This is a genomic window from Microbacterium hydrothermale (assembly GCF_004854025.1).
Taxonomy (GTDB): Bacteria; Actinomycetota; Actinomycetes; order Actinomycetales; family Microbacteriaceae; genus Microbacterium; species Microbacterium hydrothermale.
In genome coordinates, this window is the sequence record NZ_STGM01000002.1 from 50,354 (window position 1) to 75,040 (window position 24,687).

General features: G+C 68.3%; 34 protein-coding genes. 5 read left to right on the plus strand and 29 right to left on the minus strand.

Annotation, left to right across the window (positions count from 1 at the left end):
* Nucleotides 1-11 precede the first annotated feature (11 nt).
* Nucleotides 12-1,490: a glycosyltransferase family 2 protein gene (locus FB047_RS03910; RefSeq protein ID WP_136585927.1), complete on the minus strand. Its 1,479-nt coding sequence runs from the start codon at nucleotides 1,488-1,490 to the stop codon at nucleotides 12-14.
* A 145-nt stretch (nucleotides 1,491-1,635) separates the two neighbouring features.
* On the opposite strand from FB047_RS03910, the gene FB047_RS03915 reads away from it, so the two are divergent.
* On the plus strand, nucleotides 1,636-2,712 hold the full coding sequence (locus tag FB047_RS03915) for a hypothetical protein (protein ID WP_136585928.1): 1,077 nt from the start codon (nucleotides 1,636-1,638) through the stop codon (nucleotides 2,710-2,712).
* 17 nt (nucleotides 2,713-2,729) lie between these two features.
* Here the strand turns inward: FB047_RS03915 and FB047_RS03920 are convergent, their stop codons facing one another.
* A complete protein-coding gene (locus FB047_RS03920) occupies nucleotides 2,730-3,530 on the minus strand; it encodes a fructose 1,6-bisphosphatase (protein ID WP_136586430.1) in 801 nt (266 codons plus the stop codon).
* A 181-nt stretch (nucleotides 3,531-3,711) separates the two neighbouring features.
* Between FB047_RS03920 and FB047_RS03925 the strand changes: the two genes are divergently transcribed.
* Both FB047_RS03925 and FB047_RS03930 read left to right on the plus strand, forming a co-directional pair.
* Nucleotides 3,712-5,379, plus strand: a complete 1,668-nt coding sequence (locus FB047_RS03925) for a sensor histidine kinase (protein ID WP_136585929.1) — start codon at nucleotides 3,712-3,714, stop codon at nucleotides 5,377-5,379.
* Nucleotides 5,376-6,494: a hypothetical protein gene (locus tag FB047_RS03930; RefSeq protein WP_136585930.1), complete on the plus strand. Its 1,119-nt coding sequence runs from the start codon at nucleotides 5,376-5,378 to the stop codon at nucleotides 6,492-6,494. The genes FB047_RS03925 and FB047_RS03930 overlap by 4 nt, the downstream gene beginning before the upstream one ends.
* Here FB047_RS03930 and FB047_RS03935 read toward each other — a convergent pair whose 3' ends face one another.
* On the minus strand, nucleotides 6,495-7,130 hold the full coding sequence (locus tag FB047_RS03935) for a hypothetical protein (RefSeq protein WP_136585931.1): 636 nt from the start codon (nucleotides 7,128-7,130) through the stop codon (nucleotides 6,495-6,497).
* A 78-nt stretch (nucleotides 7,131-7,208) separates the two neighbouring features.
* Here FB047_RS03935 and FB047_RS03940 point away from each other — a divergent pair, with 78 nt between their 5' ends.
* Nucleotides 7,209-8,990 carry a DUF4012 domain-containing protein gene (locus FB047_RS03940; RefSeq protein ID WP_136585932.1) on the plus strand — a complete coding sequence of 594 codons (1,782 nt, stop codon included), beginning with the start codon at nucleotides 7,209-7,211 and terminating at the stop codon, nucleotides 8,988-8,990.
* A 151-nt stretch (nucleotides 8,991-9,141) separates the two neighbouring features.
* Entirely contained in the window at nucleotides 9,142-9,696 is a 555-nt protein-coding gene (locus FB047_RS03945) for a hypothetical protein (protein WP_136585933.1), read from the plus strand.
* 63 nt (nucleotides 9,697-9,759) lie between these two features.
* Here the strand turns inward: FB047_RS03945 and FB047_RS03950 are convergent, their stop codons facing one another.
* The 26 genes from FB047_RS03950 to rplV form a co-directional block, all read right to left on the minus strand.
* The gene (locus tag FB047_RS03950; RefSeq protein WP_136585934.1) at nucleotides 9,760-10,452 is read right to left on the minus strand and encodes an endonuclease/exonuclease/phosphatase family protein; all 693 of its coding nucleotides are present in this window, start codon (nucleotides 10,450-10,452) and stop codon (nucleotides 9,760-9,762) included.
* Nucleotides 10,453-10,520: 68 nt separating this feature from the next.
* Nucleotides 10,521-11,378, minus strand: coding sequence for a tRNA pseudouridine(38-40) synthase TruA (gene truA / locus FB047_RS03955; protein ID WP_136585935.1), 858 nt, complete (start codon nucleotides 11,376-11,378; stop codon nucleotides 10,521-10,523).
* Nucleotides 11,379-11,491: 113 nt separating this feature from the next.
* Complete coding sequence (gene rplQ, locus FB047_RS03960) at nucleotides 11,492-12,049, minus strand: 50S ribosomal protein L17 (protein WP_136585936.1); 558 nt, start codon at nucleotides 12,047-12,049, stop codon at nucleotides 11,492-11,494.
* A 42-nt stretch (nucleotides 12,050-12,091) separates the two neighbouring features.
* Nucleotides 12,092-13,081 carry a DNA-directed RNA polymerase subunit alpha gene (locus FB047_RS03965; RefSeq protein WP_076673725.1) on the minus strand — a complete coding sequence of 330 codons (990 nt, stop codon included), beginning with the start codon at nucleotides 13,079-13,081 and terminating at the stop codon, nucleotides 12,092-12,094.
* A gap of 178 nt (nucleotides 13,082-13,259) precedes the next feature.
* Nucleotides 13,260-13,658, minus strand: a complete 399-nt coding sequence (gene rpsK / locus FB047_RS03970; protein ID WP_013583990.1) for a 30S ribosomal protein S11 — start codon at nucleotides 13,656-13,658, stop codon at nucleotides 13,260-13,262.
* Between the two features lie 36 nt (nucleotides 13,659-13,694).
* A complete protein-coding gene (gene rpsM / locus FB047_RS03975; RefSeq protein ID WP_076673723.1) occupies nucleotides 13,695-14,069 on the minus strand; it encodes a 30S ribosomal protein S13 in 375 nt (124 codons plus the stop codon).
* Nucleotides 14,070-14,211: 142 nt separating this feature from the next.
* Nucleotides 14,212-14,328, minus strand: coding sequence for a 50S ribosomal protein L36 (gene rpmJ / locus FB047_RS03980; protein WP_005050492.1), 117 nt, complete (start codon nucleotides 14,326-14,328; stop codon nucleotides 14,212-14,214).
* 59 nt (nucleotides 14,329-14,387) lie between these two features.
* Nucleotides 14,388-14,609, minus strand: coding sequence for a translation initiation factor IF-1 (gene infA / locus FB047_RS03985; protein WP_013583992.1), 222 nt, complete (start codon nucleotides 14,607-14,609; stop codon nucleotides 14,388-14,390).
* 141 nt (nucleotides 14,610-14,750) lie between these two features.
* Nucleotides 14,751-15,455, minus strand: a complete 705-nt coding sequence (locus tag FB047_RS03990) for a DsbA family protein (RefSeq protein WP_205822656.1) — start codon at nucleotides 15,453-15,455, stop codon at nucleotides 14,751-14,753.
* Complete coding sequence (gene map, locus FB047_RS03995; protein WP_136585937.1) at nucleotides 15,455-16,294, minus strand: type I methionyl aminopeptidase; 840 nt, start codon at nucleotides 16,292-16,294, stop codon at nucleotides 15,455-15,457. The genes FB047_RS03990 and map overlap by 1 nt, the downstream gene beginning before the upstream one ends.
* Before the next feature lies 1 nt (nucleotide 16,295).
* Complete coding sequence (locus FB047_RS04000; protein WP_136585938.1) at nucleotides 16,296-16,883, minus strand: adenylate kinase; 588 nt, start codon at nucleotides 16,881-16,883, stop codon at nucleotides 16,296-16,298.
* Nucleotides 16,880-18,202 carry a preprotein translocase subunit SecY gene (gene secY, locus FB047_RS04005; protein ID WP_136585939.1) on the minus strand — a complete coding sequence of 441 codons (1,323 nt, stop codon included), beginning with the start codon at nucleotides 18,200-18,202 and terminating at the stop codon, nucleotides 16,880-16,882. Before secY ends, FB047_RS04000 begins: the two co-directional genes overlap by 4 nt.
* Before the next feature lie 109 nt (nucleotides 18,203-18,311).
* Nucleotides 18,312-18,845 carry a 50S ribosomal protein L15 gene (gene rplO / locus FB047_RS04010; RefSeq protein WP_136585940.1) on the minus strand — a complete coding sequence of 178 codons (534 nt, stop codon included), beginning with the start codon at nucleotides 18,843-18,845 and terminating at the stop codon, nucleotides 18,312-18,314.
* Nucleotides 18,845-19,030 carry a 50S ribosomal protein L30 gene (rpmD, locus tag FB047_RS04015; RefSeq protein ID WP_013583998.1) on the minus strand — a complete coding sequence of 62 codons (186 nt, stop codon included), beginning with the start codon at nucleotides 19,028-19,030 and terminating at the stop codon, nucleotides 18,845-18,847. The genes rplO and rpmD overlap by 1 nt, the downstream gene beginning before the upstream one ends.
* The gene (gene rpsE, locus FB047_RS04020) at nucleotides 19,030-19,710 is read right to left on the minus strand and encodes a 30S ribosomal protein S5 (RefSeq protein ID WP_056226274.1); all 681 of its coding nucleotides are present in this window, start codon (nucleotides 19,708-19,710) and stop codon (nucleotides 19,030-19,032) included. The genes rpmD and rpsE overlap by 1 nt, the downstream gene beginning before the upstream one ends.
* A complete protein-coding gene (gene rplR, locus FB047_RS04025; RefSeq protein ID WP_043361012.1) occupies nucleotides 19,707-20,066 on the minus strand; it encodes a 50S ribosomal protein L18 in 360 nt (119 codons plus the stop codon). The genes rpsE and rplR overlap by 4 nt, the downstream gene beginning before the upstream one ends.
* Nucleotides 20,067-20,068: 2 nt before the next feature.
* Entirely contained in the window at nucleotides 20,069-20,605 is a 537-nt protein-coding gene (gene rplF, locus FB047_RS04030) for a 50S ribosomal protein L6 (RefSeq protein ID WP_136585941.1), read from the minus strand.
* A 6-nt stretch (nucleotides 20,606-20,611) separates the two neighbouring features.
* Nucleotides 20,612-21,010, minus strand: coding sequence for a 30S ribosomal protein S8 (gene rpsH, locus FB047_RS04035; RefSeq protein WP_013584002.1), 399 nt, complete (start codon nucleotides 21,008-21,010; stop codon nucleotides 20,612-20,614).
* Between the two features lie 92 nt (nucleotides 21,011-21,102).
* Complete coding sequence (gene rplE / locus FB047_RS04040; RefSeq protein WP_076673711.1) at nucleotides 21,103-21,693, minus strand: 50S ribosomal protein L5; 591 nt, start codon at nucleotides 21,691-21,693, stop codon at nucleotides 21,103-21,105.
* A gap of 2 nt (nucleotides 21,694-21,695) precedes the next feature.
* Nucleotides 21,696-22,055 carry a 50S ribosomal protein L24 gene (gene rplX / locus FB047_RS04045; RefSeq protein ID WP_076673708.1) on the minus strand — a complete coding sequence of 120 codons (360 nt, stop codon included), beginning with the start codon at nucleotides 22,053-22,055 and terminating at the stop codon, nucleotides 21,696-21,698.
* A gap of 2 nt (nucleotides 22,056-22,057) precedes the next feature.
* A complete protein-coding gene (rplN, locus tag FB047_RS04050; protein WP_013584005.1) occupies nucleotides 22,058-22,426 on the minus strand; it encodes a 50S ribosomal protein L14 in 369 nt (122 codons plus the stop codon).
* A 35-nt stretch (nucleotides 22,427-22,461) separates the two neighbouring features.
* Nucleotides 22,462-22,788 carry a 30S ribosomal protein S17 gene (gene rpsQ / locus FB047_RS04055; RefSeq protein WP_076673706.1) on the minus strand — a complete coding sequence of 109 codons (327 nt, stop codon included), beginning with the start codon at nucleotides 22,786-22,788 and terminating at the stop codon, nucleotides 22,462-22,464.
* A complete protein-coding gene (rpmC, locus tag FB047_RS17335) occupies nucleotides 22,788-23,102 on the minus strand; it encodes a 50S ribosomal protein L29 (RefSeq protein WP_136585942.1) in 315 nt (104 codons plus the stop codon). Before rpmC ends, rpsQ begins: the two co-directional genes overlap by 1 nt.
* Nucleotides 23,102-23,521 carry a 50S ribosomal protein L16 gene (rplP, locus tag FB047_RS04065; RefSeq protein ID WP_136585943.1) on the minus strand — a complete coding sequence of 140 codons (420 nt, stop codon included), beginning with the start codon at nucleotides 23,519-23,521 and terminating at the stop codon, nucleotides 23,102-23,104. Before rplP ends, rpmC begins: the two co-directional genes overlap by 1 nt.
* On the minus strand, nucleotides 23,521-24,279 hold the full coding sequence (gene rpsC / locus FB047_RS04070) for a 30S ribosomal protein S3 (RefSeq protein ID WP_058230882.1): 759 nt from the start codon (nucleotides 24,277-24,279) through the stop codon (nucleotides 23,521-23,523). Before rpsC ends, rplP begins: the two co-directional genes overlap by 1 nt.
* Nucleotides 24,279-24,677 carry a 50S ribosomal protein L22 gene (gene rplV / locus FB047_RS04075; protein WP_136585944.1) on the minus strand — a complete coding sequence of 133 codons (399 nt, stop codon included), beginning with the start codon at nucleotides 24,675-24,677 and terminating at the stop codon, nucleotides 24,279-24,281. The genes rpsC and rplV overlap by 1 nt, the downstream gene beginning before the upstream one ends.
* Nucleotides 24,678-24,687: the final 10 nt, after the last annotated feature.

Genomic DNA, 24,687 nt, shown 5'->3' on the forward strand with positions numbered 1-24,687 from the left:
TCCGGTGTTCGTCAGACCTTGAAGCCGTGCTGGCGACGAACGAGCTTGGAGAACATGAGCAGGGTCTGCAGGACGGTGACCACACCGACGATGGGCCACCCGATCCAGAGGATCGAGGACTGCACCATCGGGCCGACCATGACCCAGATCACGGCGAGGGCGATGGCCACGGCGATGAGGACGACCATCGGGGTCCAGTGACCGAGACCGCCGCCGCGCTCGGCCTTGGCCTGCATCGCCCAGTTGTCGACCTTCTTGCGGGAGAGGAAGCGGGTCCACGAGCGCACGAAGTGGCTGATGCGGATCCACATGAACAACTCGGCGGGGAAGAAGAGCACCGCGAACAGCACGTCGCTGCGGTTGCAGTTCTTCATGGTGCGGGCGATGCGGAGGTTCAGCAGCATGGCGATCACCGGCGGGATCAGCCAGAGGGGCGAGAAGACGAAGGCGCCGATCGACAGCGAGCCCGCCAGCAGCGTCAGGAACGCCACACGCACGAACAGGTTGGTCAGCATGCCGAAGTTCTCGAACCACCGCAGGCGCAGGTTGGGGTGGAAGGGCTGCCCCTTGGTGTCACCGCGCTGGCCGGGCCACATCAGCTCGATCGCGCCGTAGGTCCACTTGACCTGCTGAGCGTCGTACCCCGACAGCGTGGTCATGCCGCCCACGTCAGCCCGCGCGTACGGGCTGATCTTGGTGAGGTAGCCGGCGCTCTTGATCTGGAGCGACAGCAGCGAGTCCTCCACCTCCGAGTCCTTGACCCACGGCGTCGACTGGTGGTTCTGCTTCATCGCGTCGCGCAGGGCGTTGGTGGAGAAGATCGAGAACTGCCCGCCGAGGACCGCCATGTTGCGACCGCGGAGCATGTTCTGCAGGTTGAACGCCGCGAACTGCGTGCGCTGACCGGCGGTCAGGAACCGCGCGATGACGCCCTTGATGGGCTTGTCGTCGATCGTGTAGATCGCGGAGATCCCGCCGATGCGCGAGTCCGACACCGCCTCGGTCTCGAGGTACTCGACGGCCTTCGTGTCGGCGATGGTGTCGCCGTCGACGCCGAGGAGGTAGTCGTAGCCCTCCACGAGCGAGTAGCCGTAGTTGAGCGCGCCGACCTTCTTGTCGGGGTTCTTTCCGATGTCGTGCACGAAGACCTCGGTGAACTGCTCGCCGAGTTCGGTGTGCAGCTCGTGCGGGCCGCTGTACTCGGACGCGATCTTCACCGTGGCATCCGAGGTGTTGTTGACGACCACGTGGATGACGTCCGGCACGCGGGTCTGGGCGAGGAGCGCTTCGATCACATCGGCGATCGACTCCTCCTCGTTGTACGCGGGGATGACGCACCCGATGGTCGAGCGGTGGACCGACGTGTTCTCGAGGACCGCCGCGAAGTCGTCCGCAAACCCGTGCTCATCCGCCGACGACGCCGCCGCCAGCTCGCCCGCGTGGAGATCGAATTCCCGGGCGTGGGGGGTGAAGCTGCGCGCATCGGTCATGGCGGTGTCTTCCTGTCGGTGTAATGGCGTATCGGCCATGTCCCACTCTGGTAGGTTCGCCGCAACGCGACCACCGCACACGAACACCTTCCCCGCAAGATTTCCTCAAGATTTGCGGGCGGTCCCCCGAAGGAGACGCGACCCCGTGATCTTCCTCGCTCTCCTGGCCTCCATCGCCGCTGCGGGTCTCGCGCTGACGATGCTCTTCCTGACCCATGGTCGCCCCGAGGACGACCGCGGCGGCCCCCGCGCCGACATGGTGCGTTACTTCGGCTGCGCGGCGATCGCCGCGCTGCTGTGCGGGGCGATGAACGTCCTGGAAACAGCCGGGGGCGGCGACACCGCGGCCGCGATCGGCAACGCCACCAATCTCGTCGCCGTCGGCCTCATCTGGGCCGGAGCGCGGCGGTTGAACCGCCGTCGCGCGATCGGCGCCGTCAGCACCGCCGCGGGCGCCGTCCTCATGCTCGGCTTCACGTTCCTCATCCCCCTCGACGACGCGACGCTGCTGAAGACGGCCGGACTGACGGTGTTCGGCGCGCTGAGTGCACTCGAGCTCTCACGACGCCCCCTCGGCGCCCTGTCGGGGGCGCGGGTGATGTCGTGGACGCTCGGCGTCTACGCCGCGTACAACCTCTCCCGCCTCATCGTGGTCGGCGTCGCGGGAGTCGGCCCCCTGATCGGACGCGGTCCCGTCTCCGCCGAGACGACCGCCGCTGTCAGCGCCGTCGCCATCGTCCTCGTGTCCGTGTCCGTGGTGCGCCTGGGCCGTCAACTCGACGACGCCCCGGCGCCCGGCACACGCGCCCACGACCGTGGCGTGCTCCGCCGCGCGGCCGCCCGGATGCTGGCGACCCGGCAGAGCGTTCGCGCGACCCTCGTGCGGGTGCCGGAGATCGACCTGATCCGCGCGGCCCACAGCACCGAACGGGCGGACATGATCCTGCGCGCGGTGTCCGCCGCGCTCGAGGACTCTCTCGAGGACGCCGCCTGCGGGATGCCGGGACGCGACACGGTGTTCGCGGTCGCTCCCGCGGCGCCCGACACCGCCGAGCTCGAGCGGGAGGTACGCATCGCCTTCGCGCGGCGCATGCCCGAGATCGACTACGCCGACGTGCCCGATCTGACGTTCGAGCATCGCCTGGTCGCCGACGTGGACGAGCTCTCGCTCCTGATGGACGCCCGCCGACCACGCCCCCGTCAAGAGCAGCGCGAGGACTGACCGGCCCGAGCGGCCGCTCAGTTCGACCCGGTGCCCTGTCCCCATCCGGGCGCGCGCCCGGTGCTCGAGGAGGTCCCGGTCGTCCCCGTCGAGGCCGCCTGGCCGCCGTCGCTGTAGATGGCGATCGGCAGGTACTGGTACACCGTCTGCTGCGAGAACGACGAGTCCGTGTTCGCGGTGCCCTCGACGGCGACGTTCAGGGCGAATTCCAGCGTGATGCCGTACGTGTCGTTCGGGAGCTGCCGGATGGAGGTCGTGGGAACGAGCAGACCGCCCTGGAAGCTGTTGAGGAGAAGTCCACGATCGGAACGCAGCGTGTCGGACGGGACCAGCGTGCGGGGATCCGCGCTGAACTGGAACGGGTTGGAGACCTGCCCGCTCGTCTGGGCCGTTTGGGAGCTGATCGACACGGAGGACAGGTAGACGCGTCGCTTCTGCGTGAGGACCGCCTTCTCGTCCACGCGCTTGTCGACGACGTTGATCGCGAACCCGAACTGCTTCTCGTTCGTCGACGTCCACTCCATCGTGCGCTTCGGGTTGTCGGCCCACACGTCCAGGCGCACCTCGAGACCGTCCGCCACCTCGGAGGTGAGAGAGACGGAGCCGTCGTAGGTGAACTGCGAGTCGAACGGCTTGGCCGTCGCGGTCACGGCGGGCTCGGGGGTCGCCACGACGACGGACTGACCGCCGCCGCCCACCTGTCCGGGCAACGCGTTGAAGAGGTCGGCCACCTGCGCGCAGCCGGTCAACGTCGCGGGGACGACGACGGCCATGGCGAGGACCGATGCGATCGCGCGCGCGCGACGGCGAGAGGGCATGCTCACGGTGTACTCCTGAGGATCAGCGCAGAATGCGCAGAGGTCGCTGAACGACCATCACGCTGCGGGATGCAGGCCTCAGGGGGAGTCTGACCGGTCGTCGCGATGCGAGGATCGCGAGCGGCGAGCAGAGACAGGATGGCGCGCAGAAGACTACACCACTCTCTATACACTCGAAGACATGGCATCCGTGAGGAACGTCCCACCGGCGGTTGCTGCGGGAGAGGGGCACGACGACGACGGCGCGAGCCCGAGCAGCCGCACGCGCTCCGTCTGGCTGCTCCAGCTCGTCCTCGGTGCGAGCGTGGTCATCACCGTCCTGCTCGTCCAGGCCCTCGAACCGACCCTGTTCTCCCTGTGGTCGTTCTCGTCGGGGGTCGGCCTCGTCATCGCCCTCACCGCCGTGGCGATCGTGGTCCCCTGGCACCGGTTCCCCCGCGCGGCCGTCGCGGTGATCCCGTTCGGCGACATCATCGGAATCGGCCTTCTGAGCTTCGGCACCGACCTGCGCTTCGGATTCTTCTGGGTGTTCCCGATCATCTGGATCGCGACCCATTTCGCCCTCGCGTACCTCATCTCGGCGATCGGCACGGTCGGCGTCCTGATCGTGGTGGACGCGACGATCAACTCCACCGGGCCCGTCACCGCCCTCCGGCTGATCGTCGTGCTGCTGTCGCTGACCTTCATCGCCATCACCTCGTTCCTGTCGGCCCGGCAGACGCGCGCCTTCAAGCAACTCCTCCGGCGTCAGGCCAGCCGACTCCAGGGCACGCTGCAGCGCGTCTCGGGGCAGGAGCGACGCGTCTCGCAAATGCTCAACGGGCTCGACACCGGCATCGCCCGCCTCTCGGCCGACGGCGAGGTGCTCGCTCTGAACGACACCTACGTCGACCTCTACGGCGTCGAACGCGACGAGCCCCAACGGCCGGGCGGAGCCGTCGAGTACGCCACGCTCCGCGGAGATCCGCTCCCCGAGGCCGAGCGTCCCTTCGCCCGCGCCGCCCGCGGGGAGCAGTTCGACGACGAGCGTCTGTGGTTGTTCGACACCCACGGGGACTGGCACGCCCTGTCGGTGTCGACCCGACGCCTGATCTCGTCCGACGAGCCCGAAAGCACGCTGCTCATCGTCCACGACATCACCGCGCTCATCGAGTCCGAACGGGCACGCGAGCGCCTCGCGGCCACGGTGTCCCACGAGCTGCGGAACCCCCTGACCGCGATCGTCGGGCACGCCGACCTCGCTCTGGACGACCCCGACCTGTCCCCGAAGGTGCGCGAGCAGCTCGAGGTCATCGCCGGGGCGGGCGAGCGCATGCAGAAGCTGATCTCCGAGATCCTCGCGAGCTCGCGCGGCGTCTTCCGCGATCAGGCGGCCCCCGCCACGGCGGACGCGAGCCGTATCATCGCGTCGTCCTTGGCATCCTTCCGGCCCGCCGCCGCCGCGCGACGCGTGGACGTCATCGACGAGCTGCCCCCGTCGGCGGAGGTCCTCGGCGATGCTTTCCGCCTCCGCCAGGCGTTCGACAACATCCTCAGCAACGCGATCAAGTACACCCCCGCAGGTGGATCCATCCGCATCTCCGGAGAGGTCTCCCCGGATGACGTGATCCTGCGATTCACCGACACGGGGATCGGCATCCATCCCGACGATCTGGCGCGCGTCTTCGATCCGTACTTCCGCGCCCAGAGCGTCCGCGACAGCTCCACCCCCGGCACCGGCCTAGGTATGGGGATCATCCGGAGCATCGTCGAAGACCAGGGCGGGTCGCTCTTCCTCGACAGCGAACTGGGCTCCGGCACCACGGTGACCGTCGTCCTCCCCGTCCGCACCGAGACCGAGGCCGCATGACCCCCAGCGACGTGCTGTCCAACCTCGGACTCGCCCAGGCCACCGTCGCCACCCTCGGGACGATCATGATCATCGGGCTGGGCTTCCTGCACCGGCCCTCCCGCTCCGCTCTGCTGTGGTCGCTCGCCTTCGTCCTCGCGATGACCAGCACCTGGGTCTCGGTGACGGGTGCCATCCTCGATGACGAGACCGTGCGGCGTGCGGGGCTCGGCCTCATGCTCGGTGCCCCGGCGCTCATCTGGTCGGGCTTCCGCGCCCGACGGGGAAAACGGTCGATGCCCTGGATCGGCGCCCTGCAGGCCGTCGTCACGGCAGCGGTCTTCACCAGCGTCGCCGACCTCAGTGCGTACGGGCTGGCTTTCCGCCTCGCGTTCGTGGGGGCCGCGGTGTTCGCCGGGCTGACCCTCGGCGAGATGCGTCACGCCGCGGACCGACTCGAGAGATTGGCCCTGCCCCTGGCGATCGTCTCGGCCGCCTTCGTCGCGCTCGGCGTCGCCGTCCTCGTCTCCGGGCTCTCCTCCCCCGCGAGCATCGGAGACCTCTCTCTGCCGCGGATCATCAACGGGCTGGCGATGCTGGTCTTCCTGGTCTGCGCGACCGTCTCCCTGCTGTACTTCACTTCCGTCTCCCCCTCCGGGCAGCGAGCGGCGTCGTCGTGGCCGCACTTCGTGGTCACGGCATCCGACCGCCTCCGGCGCGCCGCGCGCGCTCGAGAGGAGTGCTGGGCCGTGCTCACCGTGCGGCTCGACGATCCTCAGCAGCTGCGCAGCGCCGCCGGCGAGAACGCCTGGATGCGACTCGTCGGCGACTTCGAGGCGGTCGTCGCCGCGACCTTCCCCGCGGAGGCGGATCTCGGACGCGAGACCCGCGGGCGCGTCGTGGTCGTCGTCTCGCGGCCGGACTCGGTGCTGAGGGAGCATGTCCGCACGGTCCTGCGCCGCATCACCGAGATGGACTCGTCGTCGCACGTGGGAGTACAGGTGTCGGCGAGCGTCGGATGGGTCCCCGCCGAGACGGCGGACTTCGACCTGACGGCCCTCGTCGTCGAAGCGGATCGCGCCGCCGCCGAGGCCACCCGCCAGGGCGGCGATCGCTGGGAGCGCGTGCGGGCCTGATCAGCCCGATGTGCTGTCGCCACCGCCGGCGATCGCCACGGTCAGGCTGTCGCTCGCGGTCTGTTTGGCGAACTCGTTCGACGTCGGGGTGGTCTGGACCAAGAACTCGAAGGTGAATTGGAGGGTGACGAATGTGGCATCCGCCGGCACCTCTCCGACGTTGAACGTCTGCGAATAGCTGTACGGCGCAAGCACCAGGTATCCGGGGGCGTCGGTCTGATCGGACTGCGCGGCGAGCGGCGAGAACGACTGTGCGGCGTTGCCCGGGACGGCCGTCATCGTCGCGCGCTGCAGATAGACCTTCTGCCCGTCATCGGGCGACACCGTCGTCACCATCGACAGGCTGACCGGTTTGAGGGCCGTCGGCGTCCACCGGTCCATCGACAGCGTCGACCAGTAATTCACCGTGGCGCTGACGGCTCCCGCGGTGAGCGGCCGTTGCGTGGACCCGCTCGACAGATCGTTGCGGACGGGCTGCGGAACCGCACTCGCCGTCGCCGTCGGGGAGGGCGACGGCGACGCCTGGTCTGCACCCTGGGCCCAGGGCGGGGCACCGCACCCGGAGAGCGCGAGCGCGCCCGTGACGAACAGCGCTGCCGCGCCGGCAAGCCTCCCGCGCCTCGTTGCGAGCCTCATTCGTCCTCCCCCGGATCGTTCTCCTCAGTGTAGGTGCCCCGTGCGGGGCGACCGCCGACGAGCGCCTATCGTGTGCGCGTGACGCGCTCTTCTTCCGCACCCCGTCGTGTCCGCGCGGCCACGATCTTCGCTTCCGCCGTGCTCGGCGTGTTCGTCCTCGGCGCCGGACTCGCCGCGTGGATCGGCGTGCGCGGGGCGGTGGCCGTCCAGCACCTCCGGTCGGCGGAGGCGACGGTCGCGGCGGCGACGGCCGACGCGCAGGATCCGGCAGGAGCCATCGAGCGTCTCAGCGACGCGGCCTCCGACACCTCCGCGGCCCGCTCCCTCACCGACGATCCGATCTGGTCCGCCGCGCAGGCGCTGCCCTGGATCGGCCCGCAACTGGCCGCGCTGTCGGTCACCGCCGCCGCGGTCGACGACGTGGCATCCGAGGCCGCTCCTCCGCTTCGCACCGCGGCCCAGCTCCTCGCACCCGATGCCCTTCGCGGCCCCGACGGGGCGATCGACGTCGCCCGTGTCGCGTCCGCGGCGCCGGCCGTCTCCGACGCGGCGGGCGTGCTGCAAGGGGCGGCCGATCGCGTGTCGGCCATCGATGCCGCTCCTCTCCTCGGCTCGCTCGCCTCCGCGGTGTCATCGACCTCCGCCACGCTCGAGCGCGCCGCCGCCGACAGCGACGCCCTGCAGCGGGCGACGATCCTGTTCCCGCGGATGCTGGGGGCCGACGGCCCTCGATCGACGCTCCTGCTCTTCCAGAACAATGCCGAATGGCGCTCCCTTGGCGGCGTGGTGGGCGCTGTCGCGCAGGTCGACTCCGCGGAGGGGCACCTCGCGCTCACCGCGCAGGCCTCGAGCGGCGACTTCTCCGTGTTCGCCCACGATCCCGCGCTCACCCTGCCGGACGACGTCCGCGGCATCTTCGACACGCGACCGGCCCGGTACCTGCAGAACACCACGCAGATCCCCGACTTCGCCCTCGGAGCGCAGATCGCCCGTGAGATGTGGAGACGAACGCACGGGGTCGACGTCGACGCCGTGGTCGCCGTCGACCCCGTGACCCTCTCCTACCTGCTGCGGGCGACAGGACCGGTCACCCTTCCGACCGGCGACGAGCTCACCGCTGACAATGCCGTCCCTCTGCTACTCGACGAGGTCTACCGGCGCTTCTCCGACCCGCGCGCGCAGGACGCGTTCTTCCAGAGCGCATCCTCGGCCGTGTTCCAAGCGCTGGTCGAGGGGCGCGGCGATCCGGTGGCCCTCGTCGACGCCCTGACGCGCGCGGGAGCCGAGCGCCGCGTGCTGGTGTGGAACGCGGATGCCGCCGACCAGTCCGTTCTGGACGGCTCGACGCTGCAGGGGGCACTGCCCGCCTCCGACGGGGAGCGCACCACGATCGGCGTGTATCTCGACGACGGCACGGGATCCAAGATGGACTCCTACCTCCATCCGGACATCGAGGCCGGATGGTGCGGCGACGACCGGGTCGTCGTCCGCGTGGCCCTCCGGAACGGCGCGCCCGATCCCGCGACACTCCCCGCCTACGTCACGGGCGGCGGTGAATACGGAGTGCCCGTGGGCGACGCGCTGACCGGTGTCTACGTCTATCTCCCGCGCGGCGCCGAGGTGGCCGCCCGACGCACGACATCGAACGACGACACCCCCTCGGGCTTCGCGGACGGGACGCACGACGGTCTGTCCGTCGTCAAGTGGTCGGTCCAGCTGTCGCCCGGCCGCTCCGGGGTGCTGGAGCTGGACGTACGGATCCCGACGACGCCGCGGCTGGACGTCGTCTCGACGCCGACGAGCGATCCGACGGAGGTGGCCCGAGCGGGTGCGTGCCCCACGCTCGCGGGAGTCGGATGAGACGCCCGTCGCGGGTGAAGTCCGGTGAGGCGGGGCGTGAAAGCGGTCTCGACGCGCCGCGTCCCTCCCCTGTCGTGGGGAAGACTCCCGATGGAGCGGCGCGTTCCGCTTCGATCACCGGCTCGACCACGCCAAGCAGATGGGGCACACCATGAAGACCACGATCATCCGGGCCGTCGCCGCGCTCTCGCTCGCCGCAGCGGCGCTGATCGCACCGACAGCCGCCAACGCCTATACCGACCCTGCCGTCGTGACCATATCGCCGTCGGTCGCCACGCCCGGCGGAGTGGTGACGTTCTCGACCAGCCGAGCGGCGTTCCAGGGCAACGAAGATATCGCCATCTCGGCCACCGGCACGGCGGCCAAGGGCCTCGCACTCGCCTCGGTCACCACCGAGACGAACGACACGCTGCGTTCTCAGGCGGTCAATGGCAACCTGAACGCCCAGGTCCGCTTCCCCGCGACGGCGAATGGCGTCTACTCCTTCACGTTCACCGGAACGCAGAGCGGCGTCGTCCTCCACGCGAGCGTCACGGTGAACGCGGCGGGAGCGCCGAGCGCGCCGGCTCGAGGCGGGCTCGCCGCCACCGGCTTCGACGCGGGCAGCACGACGGGCCTGTGGCTGACCGGCGCGGCCCTGCTCGCCGGAGGCGCGGCCGTCGGCATCGGCACCGTCGTCCGCCGCCGCCGCGCGAGCAAGAGCTGATACCCCACCCGACCGAAGAGGGGGCCGTCCGCAGACGGCCCCCTCTTCGTCGTATCCGACTGATCAGTCGCGCAGCGGCGCACGCGGTGCCGACACCTGCGCCGTGATGAGGATCGGCAGGTGATCGCTCAGCCCCTGGGGCAGGGTCTTGATGTGCGCGATGTCGAAACCCACCGATGTCGCGAAGTCGTAGTGGCCGCGGAAGAACCGGTACCGCGTGTACGTCCGGGTGTCGCTCAGGGTGAGCTCGTACCCCTGATCACGCACCTTCTGGCCGAGGTTCTCTTTGAAGACGGGGTAGTTGTAATCGCCCACCATGAGGGCGGGGAGCCCCGGTCCCAGGTTCTGCAGTTCGGTGAGCGCCGTTCGGATCTGGTGACGACGCAGGGAGTTCAGCGCCGTGAGCGGCGCCGCGTGGAACGAGGCGACGATCACGTCGCGCCCCTGATCGATGTCGCGCAGGCGCACTCCGAGCATGCGTTCCTCGGCCGGCTTCAGGACGTAGTCGTGGAGCGATTTCTTCAGGGCGATGGCCCGCACCTCTTCGGCGCGGAAGGTGTTCTCGCGGAAGTACAGCGCGAGTCCGAGCCGGTTGCGCTGCGTGGCCTCGGCGAGGCGGAGACCGCCGATGCGCTCCGGGATGTCGGTGGCGTCGCACTCCTGCAGACAGAGCACGTCGATCTCGTGCTCTTCGACGAGCGCGTCGAGCTCCCCCGCCGCGCGGTGCTTGTTGAGGTTGTACGAGATGACCTTCATGGCCTGGTCAGCATACGACCTGCGCCGATGGCCGCCTGCGGGGGTTGCGCGCGGTCGGGGAGGGCGAATCAGGATGCCGCGTCGTCGGCATCCCTCCGGTTGCGCGTCTGCTCGGCGCGCGCCGCGAGCAGCTCGTCGGCGGGATAGCCCACCTCGGCGAGCACGAGGCCGCGGGCGGCGAGGACCTTCGTCTCGGGGATGCGAAGTCGTGCGTCGCGAATGGCGACGACATCGTCGATCTCGATGCGCCCCTCCCCCACGGCCACGCACGCCCCGACGAGGGCGCGCACCATGCTGTGGCAGAACGCGTCGGCGCGCACGTTCGCGACCAGCACCCCGTCCGCCCCGCGGTGCCAGTCGTACTCGAGCAGGGTGCGGATCGTCGTCGCCTCTTCGCGCGCCTTGCAGTAGGCCGCGAAGTCGTGGAGTCCGATGAGGCGCCCGGCCGCGGCATCCATCGCCTCGACGTCGAGAGCGCTGCGGAGGGTCGTGGTGCGGGCACGGTCGAGCGGGTCGTAGGCGGTCGCCGCGTCTGCCAGACGGTACGTGTACCGCCGCCAGACGGCGGAGAATCGCGCGTCGAACCCCTCGGGTGCCCGGGACGTCCTCCGCACCGTCACATCGGGATAGGCGCCCAGCACGCCGCGCACGCGGCCGGCAAGAGCCGCGACGGCGTCGGACTCGTCGTTGTCACGACGCCGGCGTGGCAGGCGGGCGGCCTGATCGGGGTCGAGATCGAGGTGGGCGACCTGGCCGGAGGCGTGCACTCCCGCGTCGGTGCGGCCGGCCACGATGAGGCGGGGCTCGCCTCCGACGATCCGCGCGAGGGCGTCCTCGAGGACGCCCTGGACCGTCCGCAGGGCGGGCTGGCGTGCCCACCCCCGGAAGTGGGTGCCGTCGTAGGCGATGTCGAGGCGAATGCGCACCCGTCCAGCCTACGAGCGCGGCGGAAGGGCGAACGACGAGGGCCCGACCGGGGGCGGGGTGGAACGACGAAACCCCCGCCCGGAAGGGCGGGGGTTTCGTGCGAGCGAGAGGCTCAGGCCTTGGCGTCGTCCTGGACGGCGTCGTCGGCGGCGGCCTCAGCGGCCGCGCCTTCCTCGGGCGACTCGGCGCCGGCGGCGGCGGCCTCGTCGGTCGAGGTCTCCTCGGCGGCGGGCTCTTCCGCGGCGGGCTCCTCAGCGGCCGGAGCAGCAGCGGCGGGAGCCGCGGCGGCCTTGGTCGACGTCTTCTTGGCGACGGGCTCGAGGACGAGCTCGATCACGGCCATCGGGGCGTTGTCGCCCTTGCGGTTGCCGACCTTGGTGATGCGGGTGTAGCCGCCGTCACGCTCGGCCACCAGCGGCGCGATCTCGGTGAAGAGGGTGTGAACGACCTCTTTGTCGCCGATGACGCTCAGCACGCGACGACGCGCATGCAGGTCGCCGCGCTTGGCGAAGGTGATCAGACGCTCGGCGAGCGGACGAAGGCGCTTGGCCTTGGTCTCGGTCGTCTTGATGGACTTGTGCGTGTAAAGAGCTGCCGCGAGGTTCGCGAGAAGCAGACGCTCGTGGGCCGGGCCGCCTCCGAGGCGGGGACCCTTCGTGGGCTTGGGCATGTCGTGTTACTCCAGGGAAAGGTTCGGTCGGGTCCGACGGGGTCAGACGGTCTCTTCGTCGTAGCCGCTGTAGAACTGGGCGCCGTCGAAGCCGGGCACCGAGTCCTTGAGCGAAAGGCCGAGGGAAGTGAGCTTGTCGCGCACCTCGTCGACCGATTTCTGACCGAAGTTGCGGATGTTCATCAGCTGCGTCTCCGAAAGGGCGACCAGCTCCGAAACGGTGTTGATGCCCTCGCGCTTGAGGCAGTTGTACGAGCGGACCGAGAGGTCGAGGTCTTCGATCGGCATCGACAGCTCGTTCGAGAGGACGGTCTCGACCGGCGCGGGGCCGATCTCGATGCCCTCGGCCTCGACGTTCAGCTCGCGGGCGAGACCGAACAGCTCGGTGAGGGTGCGGCCGGCCGAGGCCACGGCGTCGCGCGGGGCGATGGAGGCCTTGGACTCGACGTCGAGGACGAGCTTGTCGAAGTCGGTGCGCTCACCGGCACGGGTGGCGTCGACGCGGTAGCTGACCTTGAGCACGGGCGAGTAGATCGAGTCGATCGGGATCTGACCGGCCTCGGCGTACTCGTTGCGGTTCTGCGTCGCCGAGACGTAGCCGCGGCCGCGCTCGATCGTCAGCTCGAGCTCGAACTTGGCGGTGTCGTTGAGCGTCGCGATGACCAGCTCGGGGTTGTGCACCTCGACACCCGCCGGAGCGGAGATGTCGGCGGCGGTGACCTCACCGGCGCCGGTCTTGCGCAGGTACGCCGTGATGGGCTCGTCGCGCTCGCTCGAGACGACCAGCTGCTTGATGTTCAGGATGATCTCGGTGACGTCTTCCTTCACGCCCGGGATGGTGCTGAACTCGTGCAGGACGCCGTCGATGCGGATGCTCGTGACGGCCGCGCCGGGGATCGACGAGAGGAGGCTGCGGCGCAGCGCGTTGCCGATCGTGTAACCGAAGCCGGGCTCGAGCGGCTCGATGATGAAACGGCTGCGGAACTCCCCGATCTTCTCCTCGGTCAGAGTGGGACGCTGTGCGATGAGCACTATGTGTTCCTTTCGATCACGTGCCCGCTATATGACACGTGTAGTGGGGTGAGGTGTTGAGTTGTACTCGCGGGATGCCGGTCGACCGCGACGGCGGGTTCTCGGCATCCGGAAGTCTGAGTCGCGCGCGAGCGCGGCGTTCCCGGGGAGTGACGAGCACTCCCCGGGAACGGTCGCGTCAGACGCGGCGGCGCTTGGGCGGACGGCAGCCGTTGTGGGCCTGCGGCGTCACGTCCTGGATCGAGCCGACCTCGAGACCGGCAGCGGTCAGCGAGCGGATCGCGGTCTCACGACCCGAACCCGGACCCTTCACGAAGACGTCGACCTTCTTGACGCCGTGCTCCTGCGCCTGGCGAGCGGCCGACTCCGCGGCCATGCCGGCGGCGTACGGCGTCGACTTGCGGGAGCCCTTGAACCCGACACCGCCGGACGAGGCCCAGCTGATGACGGCGCCCGAGGGGTCCGTGATCGAAACGATGGTGTTGTTGAACGTCGACTTGATGTGGGCCTGACCCACGGCGATGTTCTTCTTCTCTTTGCGGCGCGGCTTGCGCGCGGCGGACTTGGCCTGTGCCATGTGCGTTCTCCTGAATCCTGACGCTCAGCCCGCGGCTTAGCGCGCCTTCTTCTTGCCGGCGACGGTGCGCTTGGGACCCTTGCGGGTACGCGCGTTCGTCTTCGTGCGCTGACCGCGCACCGGGAGGCCGCGGCGGTGGCGCAGGCCCTCGTAGGAACCGATCTCGACCTTGCGGCGGATGTCGGCGGCGACCTCGCGACGGAGGTCACCCTCCACCTTGTAGGTGCCTTCGATGTGGTCGCGGAGCGCGACCAGCTGGTCGTCGGTGAGGTCCTTGACGCGGATCTCCTGGCTGATGCCAGTGGCGTTCAGGATCTCGACGGAGCGGGTGCGACCCACGCCGTAGATGTAAGTAAGTGCGATCACCACGCGCTTGTCGCGCGGGATGTCGACGCCGGCGAGACGTGCCATGCGGCTCTCCTCAGAGTGTCGTGGAGGTGTGGAGCAGGATCGGTGCTCGGGCCTCCGCCCCGAGGTGTCCCCCGCCCGCTCGCGCGGGTGGGATCTGATCCTGCCGGTGTGTATTCAGTTGGAAAGGTGTCGAGCTGGAAGCTCAGCCCTGGCGCTGCTTGTGGCGCGGGTTGCTCTTGCAGATCACCATCACGCGCCCGTGGCGACGGATCACCTTGCAGTGGTCGCAGATGGGCTTGACGGAGGGGTTGACCTTCATGATGTTCCTGTTTCGCTGTCTTCGAGACCGCTGGGCGGCTCGTTACTTCTCGGCCGGGCTCAGCGGTAGCGGTAGACGATACGACCGCGGGTGAGGTCGTAGGGGCTCAGTTCGACGACGACGCGGTCCTCCGGGATGATGCGGATGTAGTTCTGCCGCATCTTGCCCGAAATGGTGGCGAGCACCTTGTGACCGTTCGTCAGTTCGACACGGAACATCGCGTTGGGCAGTGCCTCGGACACCGTGCCCTCGATCTCGATGACACCGTCTTTCTTCGCCATAAACTCGCTCACGCTCAGTTGCAGACCGGCCGGTCTGCGGTGGATGGGGATTCGGTGCTTCGACACGCCAATGAAGGCGCAACGCACCAAAGATCAAGCATACGTGGTAATGCTCCCCCCGGCAACTCGCCGGGGAACGCCTCACCCGTTGAGCCGGGCGACGATGTCCTTCTGCGGGTCGCCGGACAGGTCGTTCTGGTTCGACAGGACGGTGCCGTTCACCGCGATGGTCGGGGTGGCGACCCCGCTCTGACCGGGCTGGACCGGCGTCTTCTGCGTCATCGCGGTGACGAACTTCGTGTAGGTGCCGTCGTTGATGCACGAGGTCACGGCATCCGAGGCTCCGGCGGTGGTCGCGATGGAGGCCAGCGTGGCGTCGTCGAGGCCCGAGGTGTTCTCCTTGGGCTGCTGGGCGTACATCGCCTTCACGAAGGCGGGGATGTTCGCCGCGTCGTCGACGGCGACGCAGTAGGCGGCGTTCGCCGCACGGGTCGAGTACTGCGTCCCCTGCGACAGGCGGTCGAGGATGGCGATGGGGTGGATCTTCAGCGTGATCGTGCTGTCATCCGCGAGCTGCTGCAGGGTGGGTCCGTAGGCCTGCTCGAAGGAGTTGCACACCGGGCACATGAAGTCGACGTAGGTGTCGACTGTCTTCTCGCCCGAGCCGACCGAGATCGCTCCGGTCTCGGTGTCGACCGCCGACGACTGCGGCAGCGTCCCCGGCGAGGTCGCCTGACTGTTGGCGAAGAAGACCACTCCCCCGATGATCAGCACGACGACGACGACAGCCGCCGTGATGCCGATCGCGAACCAGTTCGTGGACTTGCGGACAGCCGCCATCATCATCAGTCGATCTCCTTCGGCACCACGCCGAACGGCGCCAGTTTCTCGGCACCGCCGTCGTGAGCGGTGAGGACCCAGATTCCCCCATCATGCACGGCGACACTATGTTCCCAGTGGGAGCCGTCTGTGCCGTCGACAGTCGACACCGTCCACCCGTCGTCTTCGACCAGCGTCTGCTGATCTCCGATGACGACCATGGGCTCGATCGCCACGGCCAGGCCGGGGCGGACTTCCGGACCGCGATCGTCGACCGCGTAGTTGAAGATGCTCGGCGACTCGTGCATCTTGCGTCCGATGCCGTGCCCCACATAGTCGCGGAGGATGCCGTACCCGCCGTCGGGCGCGTGCTGCTCGATGTACGCCTGGATCGCGGCACCCACCTCACCGAGATGGGTCGCGCGACTGAGGGCGGCGATACCCGCCCACAGCGAGCCTTCGGTGACCTCCGACAGGCGACGGCGAGGGGCGACGACCTCTTCGGGCGCCTCCCCGGGCACGATCACCGTGAACGCCGAATCGCCGTTCCATCCCTGGAACTCGGCGCCCGCGTCGATCGAGAGGATGTCGCCGGAGCGCAGCGCGCGGTCGTTCGGGATGCCGTGCACCACCTGCTCGTTGACGGACGCGCAGATCGTGTGCCGGTATCCGCGCACCATCTGGAAGTTCGACTTCGCCCCGCGGCTGCCGATGACCCGCGCGGCCTCCGCGTCGAGCTGGAGGGTGGTCATGCCGGGTTCGATGAGACGGCGGACGGCTTCGAGCGCGTCGGCGGTGATCAGCCCGGGCTCAACCATCGAGCGCAGCTGGGCCGGCTTCTTGTAGATCGAGGAACGCAGTCCCACGTCAGCTAGCCGAGATGCCGCGCGCGTCGAGCGCCGCGAAGATGCGGGCCGTGACCTCGTCGAGGCTGCCGACGCCGTCGATCTCGTCGACGATGCCGCGCGTGCCGTAGACGTCGAGGATCGGGGCGGTCTCCCGCTCGTAGATCCCCAGGCGCGTCGCGATCGCTTCCTCGGTGTCGTCGGCGCGCCCCTGTTCGGCCGCGCGCGCGGTCAGGCGCGACAGCGACTCCTCGCGCGGGACGACCAGAGCGATGACGGCGTCGAGGGAGTCGTCGCGCCCCTCGAGGAACTCGTCGAGGTGCAGCACCTGCGCGAGGTTGCGGGGGTACCCGTCGAGCAGGAATCCGTCCGCGGCATCCGGCTGGGCGAGACGATCGCGCACGACGGCGCTCGTGAGCTCGTCGGGGACGAGGTCGCCGCCGTCGATGATCGACTTGACCTGCAGGCCGAGCTCCGTGCCGTCCTTGACGTTGGCGCGGAAGACGTCACCCGTCGAGACGACGGGGATGCCGAGGGCTTCGCCGACACGGACGCCCTGCGTTCCTTTTCCGGAACCCTGGGGTCCGACGATCAGAAGACGCGCGGTCATCGCAGCAGCCCTTCGTAGTGACGCTGCTGGAGTTGCGCGTCGATCTGCTTCACCGTCTCGAGACCGACACCCACGATGATGAGGATCGAGGCGCCGCCGAACGGGAAGTTCTGGTTGGCACCGACCGTCGCGAGCGCCACGAGGGGCAGCAGCGCGATGAGGCCGAGGTAGATGGAGCCCGGCAGAGTGATGCGCGTGAGCACGTAGTCGAGGTACTCCGCCGTGGGACGGCCCGCACGGATGCCGGGGATGAAGCCGCCGTACTTCTTCATGTTGTCGGCGACGTCGACCGGGTTGAACGTGATCGCGACGTAGAAGTACGCGAAGCCGATGATCAGCAGGAAGTAGATCAGCATGTACAGCGGGTGGTCGCCGCGCGTGAGGTACTGCGAGATCCACGTGACCCACGGCTGCGGCTCCTGGCCCGCCTGCGGCTGGTTGAACTGCGCGATCAGCGCGGGGATGTACAGCAGCGACGAGGCGAAGATGACGGGCACGACGCCGGCCATGTTGACCTTGATCGGGATGTAGGTGTTCGTGCCGCCGTAGGTACGTCGGCCGACCATGCGCTTGGCGTACTGCACGGGGATGCGGCGCTGCGACTGCTCGACGAAGACGACGAGGCCGACGATGACGACGCTGACGGCGAGGACGAGGAGGAAGACCTCCACGCCGCGGGCGTTGAGGATCGAGATCATCGCGCCGGGGAAGGTGGCGGCGATCGAGGTGAAGATGAGGATCGACATGCCGTTGCCGACGCCGCGCTCGGTGACGAGCTCGGCGAACCACATGACCAGGCCGGTACCGGCGGTCATCGTGATGATCATGAGCAGCTGCGCCCACCAGATGTCGTTGGTGAGCAGCTGCTGGCACTCGGGCACGCCGGCCGAGCCGAAGAGCTGGCCCGAGCGGGCGACGGTGACCAGCGTCGTGGACTGCAGCAGCGCCAGCGCGATCGTGAGGTAGCGCGTGTACTGCGTGAGCTTGGCCTGTCCGGCCTGACCCTCTTTGTACAGCGTCTCGAAGTGGGGGATGACGACGCGCAGCAGCTGCACGATGATCGTCGCCGTGATGTACGGCATCACGCCCAGCGCGAAGATCGACAGCTGCAGCAGCGCCCCGCCGGAGAACAGGTTCACCAGCGAGAGCAGGCCCTCGGTGCCGCCCGACTGGTTCAGACACTGCTGAACGTTGGGGAAGTCGACGAAGGGCGTCGGCACGTGGGCACCCAGCCGGTAGATGGCGATGATGCCCAGCGTGAAGGCGATCTTCCGCCTCAGGTCGGGCGTGCGGAAAACCCGCGCGATGGCGCTGAACAAGGGAGAATCCTCCAGAACGATCTCGGCGCGCGACGGGGCGCACACCAAATCAGACTAACCCAGAAGGGGCCGACGGCCGTAAGGCCGCCGGCCCCTTCTGGGTCGGGCGTCAGTTGACGGAGCCGCCGGCGGCGACGATCTTCTGCTCAGCGGAGCCGGAGACCTTGTCGACCGAAACGGTCAGCGCGACCGAGATGTCGCCGGTGCCGAGCACCTTGACCTTCTCGTTCTTGCGGACGGCGCCCTTGGCCACGAGGTCGGCGACGGTGACGTCGCCGCCCTGCGGGTAGAGCTCGGCGAGCTTCTCCAGGTTCACGACCTGGTACTCGACGCGGAACGGGTTCTTGAAGCCGCGGAGCTTCGGGGTGCGCATGTGCAGCGGCATCTGCCCACCCTCGAAGCCGACCTTGACCTGGTAACGGGCCTTGGTTCCCTTGGTACCGCGACCGGCCGTCTTACCCTTCGAGCCCTCACCGCGACCGACACGGGTCTTCGCGGTGTGAGCGCCCGGGACGGGACGCAGGTGGTGGACCTTCAGCACGCCGGGACGGGCCGCGGGGGCTTCCTTCTTGGCGGCCGTCTTACCGGCCGTCGACTTCTTCGGGGCGTCGACCGTGGCGGTCTCGTCCTTCTTGGCAGCCATTAGTCGATCTCCTCAACCTTGACGAGGTGGGCGACGGTCTTGACGTAGCCGCGCGTCTGCGCGTCGTCGGGACGGACGACCGAGTCGCCGATCCGCTTGAGACCGAGCGAGCGCAGCGTGTCACGCTGGTTCTGCTTCTCGCTCACCTTGGACTTGATCTGCGTGACCTTCAGACGCTCGGCCATCAGGCACCTACCTTCTGAGCGGCGGCCTCGGCGCGCACGAGGCGGGCCGGGGCGACCTGGTCGAACTCCAGGCCACGGCGGGCGGCCACGGCGCGGGGCTCCTCGAGCGACTTCAGAGCCTCGACGGTCGCGTGCACGATGTTGATCGTGTTCGACGAACCGAGCGACTTCGAGAGGACGTCGTGGATGCCGGCGCACTCGAGGACGGCGCGGACGGGACCACCGGCGATAACACCGGTACCGGCGGCGGCGGGGCGCAGGAGCACCACACCGGCAGCGGCCTCACCCTGGACGGGGTGCGGGATGGTCGAGCCCGAGCGGGGGACGCGGAAGAAGTTGCGCTTGGCCTCTTCGACACCCTTCGAGATCGCGAGGGGGACTTCGCGGGCCTTGCCGTAGCCGACACCCACGACGCCGTTGCCGTCACCCACGACGACGAGCGCCGTGAAGCTGAAGCGACGGCCGCCCTTGACGACCTTCGAGACGCGGTTGATGGTGACGACGCGCTCGAGGAACTGGCTCTCGTTGCGGTCGCGCGAACCACGGTCGCGCTGGTTGGTGTTGCGCTCGCGACCACCGCGACGGGGCTCGCGCTCGCGCTCGGCGGGGGCCTGAGCCGCAGCCGCACCCTCAGCCGGTGCAGTCTGCTCGGTCACTTCGGTCTCCTTGTTGTCACTCACAGGTTCAGCCCTCCTTCGCGAGCTCCGTCGGCGATCGCCGCGACGCGTCCGGCGTAGCGGTTGCCGCCACGGTCGAACACGACGTCGGAGACGCCCACGGCCTTGGCACGCTCGGCGACGAGCTCGCCGACCTTGCGGGCCTTGGCGGTCTTGTCACCGTCGAAACCGCGCAGGTCGGTCTCGAGGGTCGAGGCGGAGGCCACCGTGTGGCCCTTGCTGTCGTCCACGACCTGGACGAACACGTGGCGCGCCGAACGCGTCACGACGAGGCGGGGGCGCAGCTCGGTGCCGACGACCTTCTTGCGAAGGCGCGCGTGACGACGAGCACGAGCGACAGACTTTGTCTTGACAGCCATGGTCACTTACCACTCTTTCCGGCCTTGCGGCGCACGACCTCGCCCGCGTACCGCACACCCTTGCCCTTGTACGGCTCGGGCTTGCGGATCTTGCGGATGTTGGCGGCGGCCTCGCCGACGGCCTGCTTGTCGATGCCGCTCACGGTGACCTTGTTGTTGCCTTCGACCGTGAGGGTGATGCCCGCGGGCGGGTCGATCAGGACGGGGTGCGAGAAGCCGAGGGCGAACTCGATCGAGCTGCCCTTCTGCGCCACGCGGTAACCCGTGCCGACGACCTCGAGGCCCTTGGAGTAGCCCTGGGTGACACCGATGATGTTGTTGTTGATGAGGGTGCGGGTCAGGCCGTGGAGCGACCGCGACTCGCGCTCATCGTCGGGGCGGGTGACGAGAACCTGGTTCTCCTCGACCGACACCTCGAGGGGCTGCGCAACGGTGAGCGCGAGCTCGCCCTTGGGGCCCTTGACGTTGACCTCCCGGCCGTTCACCGAAACGGTGACGCCGGCGGGGATGTCGATGGGAAGACGTCCAATACGCGACATGTCAGATCACCACACGTAGGCGAGGACTTCCCCGCCGACGCCCTTCTGCTCGGCCTGACGGTCGGTGAGGAGACCGGAGGAGGTGGACAGGATGGCGACGCCGAGTCCGCCGAGGACCGTGGGGACCTCGGTCGACTTCGCGTACACGCGAAGGCCGGGCTTGGAGACGCGCTTGATGCCGGCGATCGACCGCTCGCGGTTCGGGCCGTACTTCAGCGTCATGTTGAGGGTCTGGCCGACACGCGCGTCTTCGACGCTCCAGTCGGCGATGTAACCCTCCTGCTTGAGGATGGCGGCGATGTTCGTCTTGAGCTTCGAGCTCGGCATCGACACGGAGTCGTGGTGCGCCGAGTTCGCGTTGCGCAGACGGGTCAGCATGTCTGCGACCGGGTCTGTCATCGTCATGTGTTGCTTCTTTCTTTCATGAGGTTTCGGCTGCCGTTACACGACAGCCGACCTTCGATGACGGGCCCCCGGAAACCCGGGGGCCCGAGGGGTCAGGCCTGCTGGTCGGCCGACTGGAAGGGGAACCCGAGCTGGCGGAGCAGCGAACGGCCTTCGTCGTCGGTCTTGGCGGTGGTGACGATGGTGATGTCGAAACCACGCACGCGGTCGATGCGGTCCTGATCGATCTCGTGGAACACGGACTGCTCCTGAAGACCGAAGGTGTAGTTGCCGTTGCCGTCGAACTGCTTGGCCGACAGACCGCGGAAGTCGCGGATGCGGGGCAGGGCGAGGTTGACGAGGCGGTCGATGAACTCCCACGCGCGGTCGCCACGGAGGGTGACGTGCGCGCCGATGGCCTGGCCCTCACGCAGCTTGAACTGCGCGATGGACTTGCGGGCCTTGGTGACGACGGGCTTCTGACCGGTGATCTTGGTGAGGTCGTCGACCGCACCATCGATCACCTTGCTGTCACGAGCGGCCTCGCCGACACCGGTGTTCACGACGACCTTGACCAGGCCGGGGATCTGCATGACGTTCTCGTAGCCGAACTCGTCCTGCAGCGCCTTCTTGATCTCGGCGTTGTACTTCTGCTTGAGGCGGGGCTGGATCTTGCCAGTCTCCGCGGCAGTCACGGTGCTCATGTTCAGAGGTCCTTGCCTGACTTCTTCGCGTAGCGCACACGGACGGTGCGCTTGACGCCGTCCTTCACCTGCTCCTCGACACGGTGGCCGACACGGGTCGGCTTCTTGGTCGAGGGGTCGACGAGCGCGACGTTGGAGATGTGGATCGGGGCCTCGAACGTCTCGATGCCACCGGTCTTGGTGCCGCGCTGGGACTGGCCCACGCGGTTGTGCTTGGTGACGTAGTTCACGCCCTCGACGATGACGCGGTTCTGCTCGGACAGGACCTCGAGGACCTTGCCCTGCTTACCGCGGTCTCCGCCGCGCTCGGGCTTTGCGCCCGAGATGACCTGAACCAGGTCGCCCTTCTTGATTTTCGCCATGATCAGATGACCTCCGGGGCGAGCGAGACGATCTTCATGAACTTCTTGTCACGAAGCTCACGACCGACCGGTCCGAAGATACGGGTGCCGCGGGGCTCCCCGTCGTTCTTCAGGATCACGGCGGCGTTCTCGTCGAACTTGATGTACGAGCCGTCGGGACGGCGGGTCTGCTTCACGACGCGGACGACGACGGCCTTGACCACGTCGCCCTTCTTGACGTTTCCACCGGGGATCGCGTCCTTGACCGTGGCGACGATGACGTCACCGAGGCCGGCGTAGCGACGGTTGGAGCCGCCGAGCACGCGGATCGTGAGCAGCTCCTTGGCGCCGGTGTTGTCGGCGACCTTCAGCCGGGATTCGTTCTGAATCACTTTTTACTCCTTGGGTTCCAAGCAAGCCGCGAGGCTTACTTGGCCTTCTCGAGGATCTCGACCAGGCGCCAGCGCTTGGTGGCGCTGAGCGGACGGGTCTCGTTGATGACGACCAGGTCGCCGATGCCCGCCGAGTTGGTCTCGTCGTGCGCCTTGACCTTGGAGGTGCGGCGGATGACCTTGCCGTAGAGCGGGTGCTTCACGCGGTCCTCGACCTCGACGACGATCGTCTTGTCCATCTTGTCGCTGACGACGTAGCCACGACGCGCCTTGCGGTAACCGCGGGCGTTCTCGTCGCGAACGTCGTTCTCGGCGTGCTCGTGGCCGGCGACCTGCGCCTCGGCCTTCTTCGCGGTAGCCATTACTCCGCCTCTTCCTTCGTGGCGTCGTCAGCGGCATCCGCCTTCTTCGCCTTGCTCTTCTTCGCCTTCGCCGGAGCCTCGACCGGAGCCGGGGTGGCGCGGATGCCGAGCTCGCGCTCACGGATCACCGTGTACAGACGCGCGATGTCGCGCTTGACTGCACGGATGCGACCGTGGCTCTCGAGCTGGCCGGTGGCCGACTGGAAGCGCAGGTTGAACAGCTCTTCCTTGGCCTTGCGCAGCTCCTCGACGAGGCGCTGGTCTTCGAACGTGTCGAGCTCGCTCGGGGCGAGCTGCTTGGTGCCGATCGCCATTACGCGTCGCCCTCCTCGCGCTTGATGATGCGTGCCTTCAGCGGCAGCTTGTGGATGGCTCGGGTCAGTGCTTCACGAGCGAGTTCCTCGTTGACACCCGCGACCTCGAAGAGGACGCGGCCCGGCTTGACGTTGGCAACCCACCACTCGGGGGAACCCTTACCGGAACCCATGCGGGTTTCAGCCGGCTTCTTGGTGAGCGGACGGTCGGGGTAGATGTTGATCCACACCTTTCCACCACGCTTGATGTGACGCGTCATGGCGATACGAGCGGACTCGATCTGACGGTTGGTCACGTAGGCGGGGGTCAGAGCCTGGATGCCGAACTCACCGAACGACACCGAGGTGCCACCAGTGGCCTGGCCCGAGCGACCGGGGTGGTGCTGCTTGCGGTACTTGACCTTGCGGGGGATGAGCATTACGCCGACGCTCCTTCTGCCACGGGGGCCTCGTTGCGCGGGCCACGACGACGGTCGCCACCGCGGTCGTCACGACCGCGCGACTTGGGTGCGTTGGCCTGCTCGCGGGCGAGCTCCTTGTTGGTGAGGTCGCCCTTGTAGATCCAGACCTTCACGCCGATGCGGCCGAAGGTCGTCTTGGCCTCGTAGAAGCCGTAGTCGATGTTCGCGCGCAGGGTGTGCAGGGGCACACGGCCTTCGCGGTAGAACTCGGAGCGGCTCATCTCGGCGCCGCCGAGGCGGCCCGACACCTGGATGCGGACACCCTTGGCGCCGGCGCGCTGCGCGCCCTGCAGACCCTTGCGCATCGCGCGACGGAACGCCACGCGAGCAGAGAGCTGCTCGGCGACACCCTGCGCGACCAGCTGAGCGTCGGCCTCGGGGTTCTTGACCTCGAGGATGTTCAGCTGGATCTGCTTGCCGGTGAGCTTCTCGAGGTCGGCGCGGATGCGCTCGGCCTCGGCGCCGCGGCGACCGATCACGATGCCCGGACGGGCGGTGTGGATGTCGACGCGGACGCGGTCACGCGTGCGCTCGATCTCGATGTTGCTGACACCGGCGCGGTCGAGCGAGGTGGTCAGCAGGCGACGGATCTTGATGTCCTCGGCGAGGTAGTCGGCGTAACGCTGACCGGGCTTCGTCGAGTCCGAGAACCACCGCGACACGTGGTCGGTGGTGATGCCGAGGCGGAAGCCGTACGGGTTGACCTTCTGTCCCATTACTTGCTCGCCTTCTTGTTGGCGCGAGCCGGGGCTGCCTCAGCGGCCTCGGGCGTCGCGAGCACGACCGTGATGTGGCTCGTGCGCTTCTTGATCTGGAAGGCGCGACCCTGAGCGCGGGGCTGGAAACGCTTCAGCGTCGTGCCCTCGTCGACGTACGCGTTCTTCACGTACAGGTCGGCGTCATCCAGGTATTCGTTCGTCTTGTCGGCGGTGACGCGAGCGTTCGCGATCGCCGAGGCGACGAGCTTGTAGATCGGCTCGCTCGCGCCCTGCGGCGCGAACTTCAGGATGGCGAGGGCCTCTTCGGCCTGCTTTCCCTTGATGAGCGCGACGACACGACGAGCCTTCTGAGGGGTCACGCGGATGTGTCGCACACGTGCGATGGACTCCACCATTTCTCTCTCC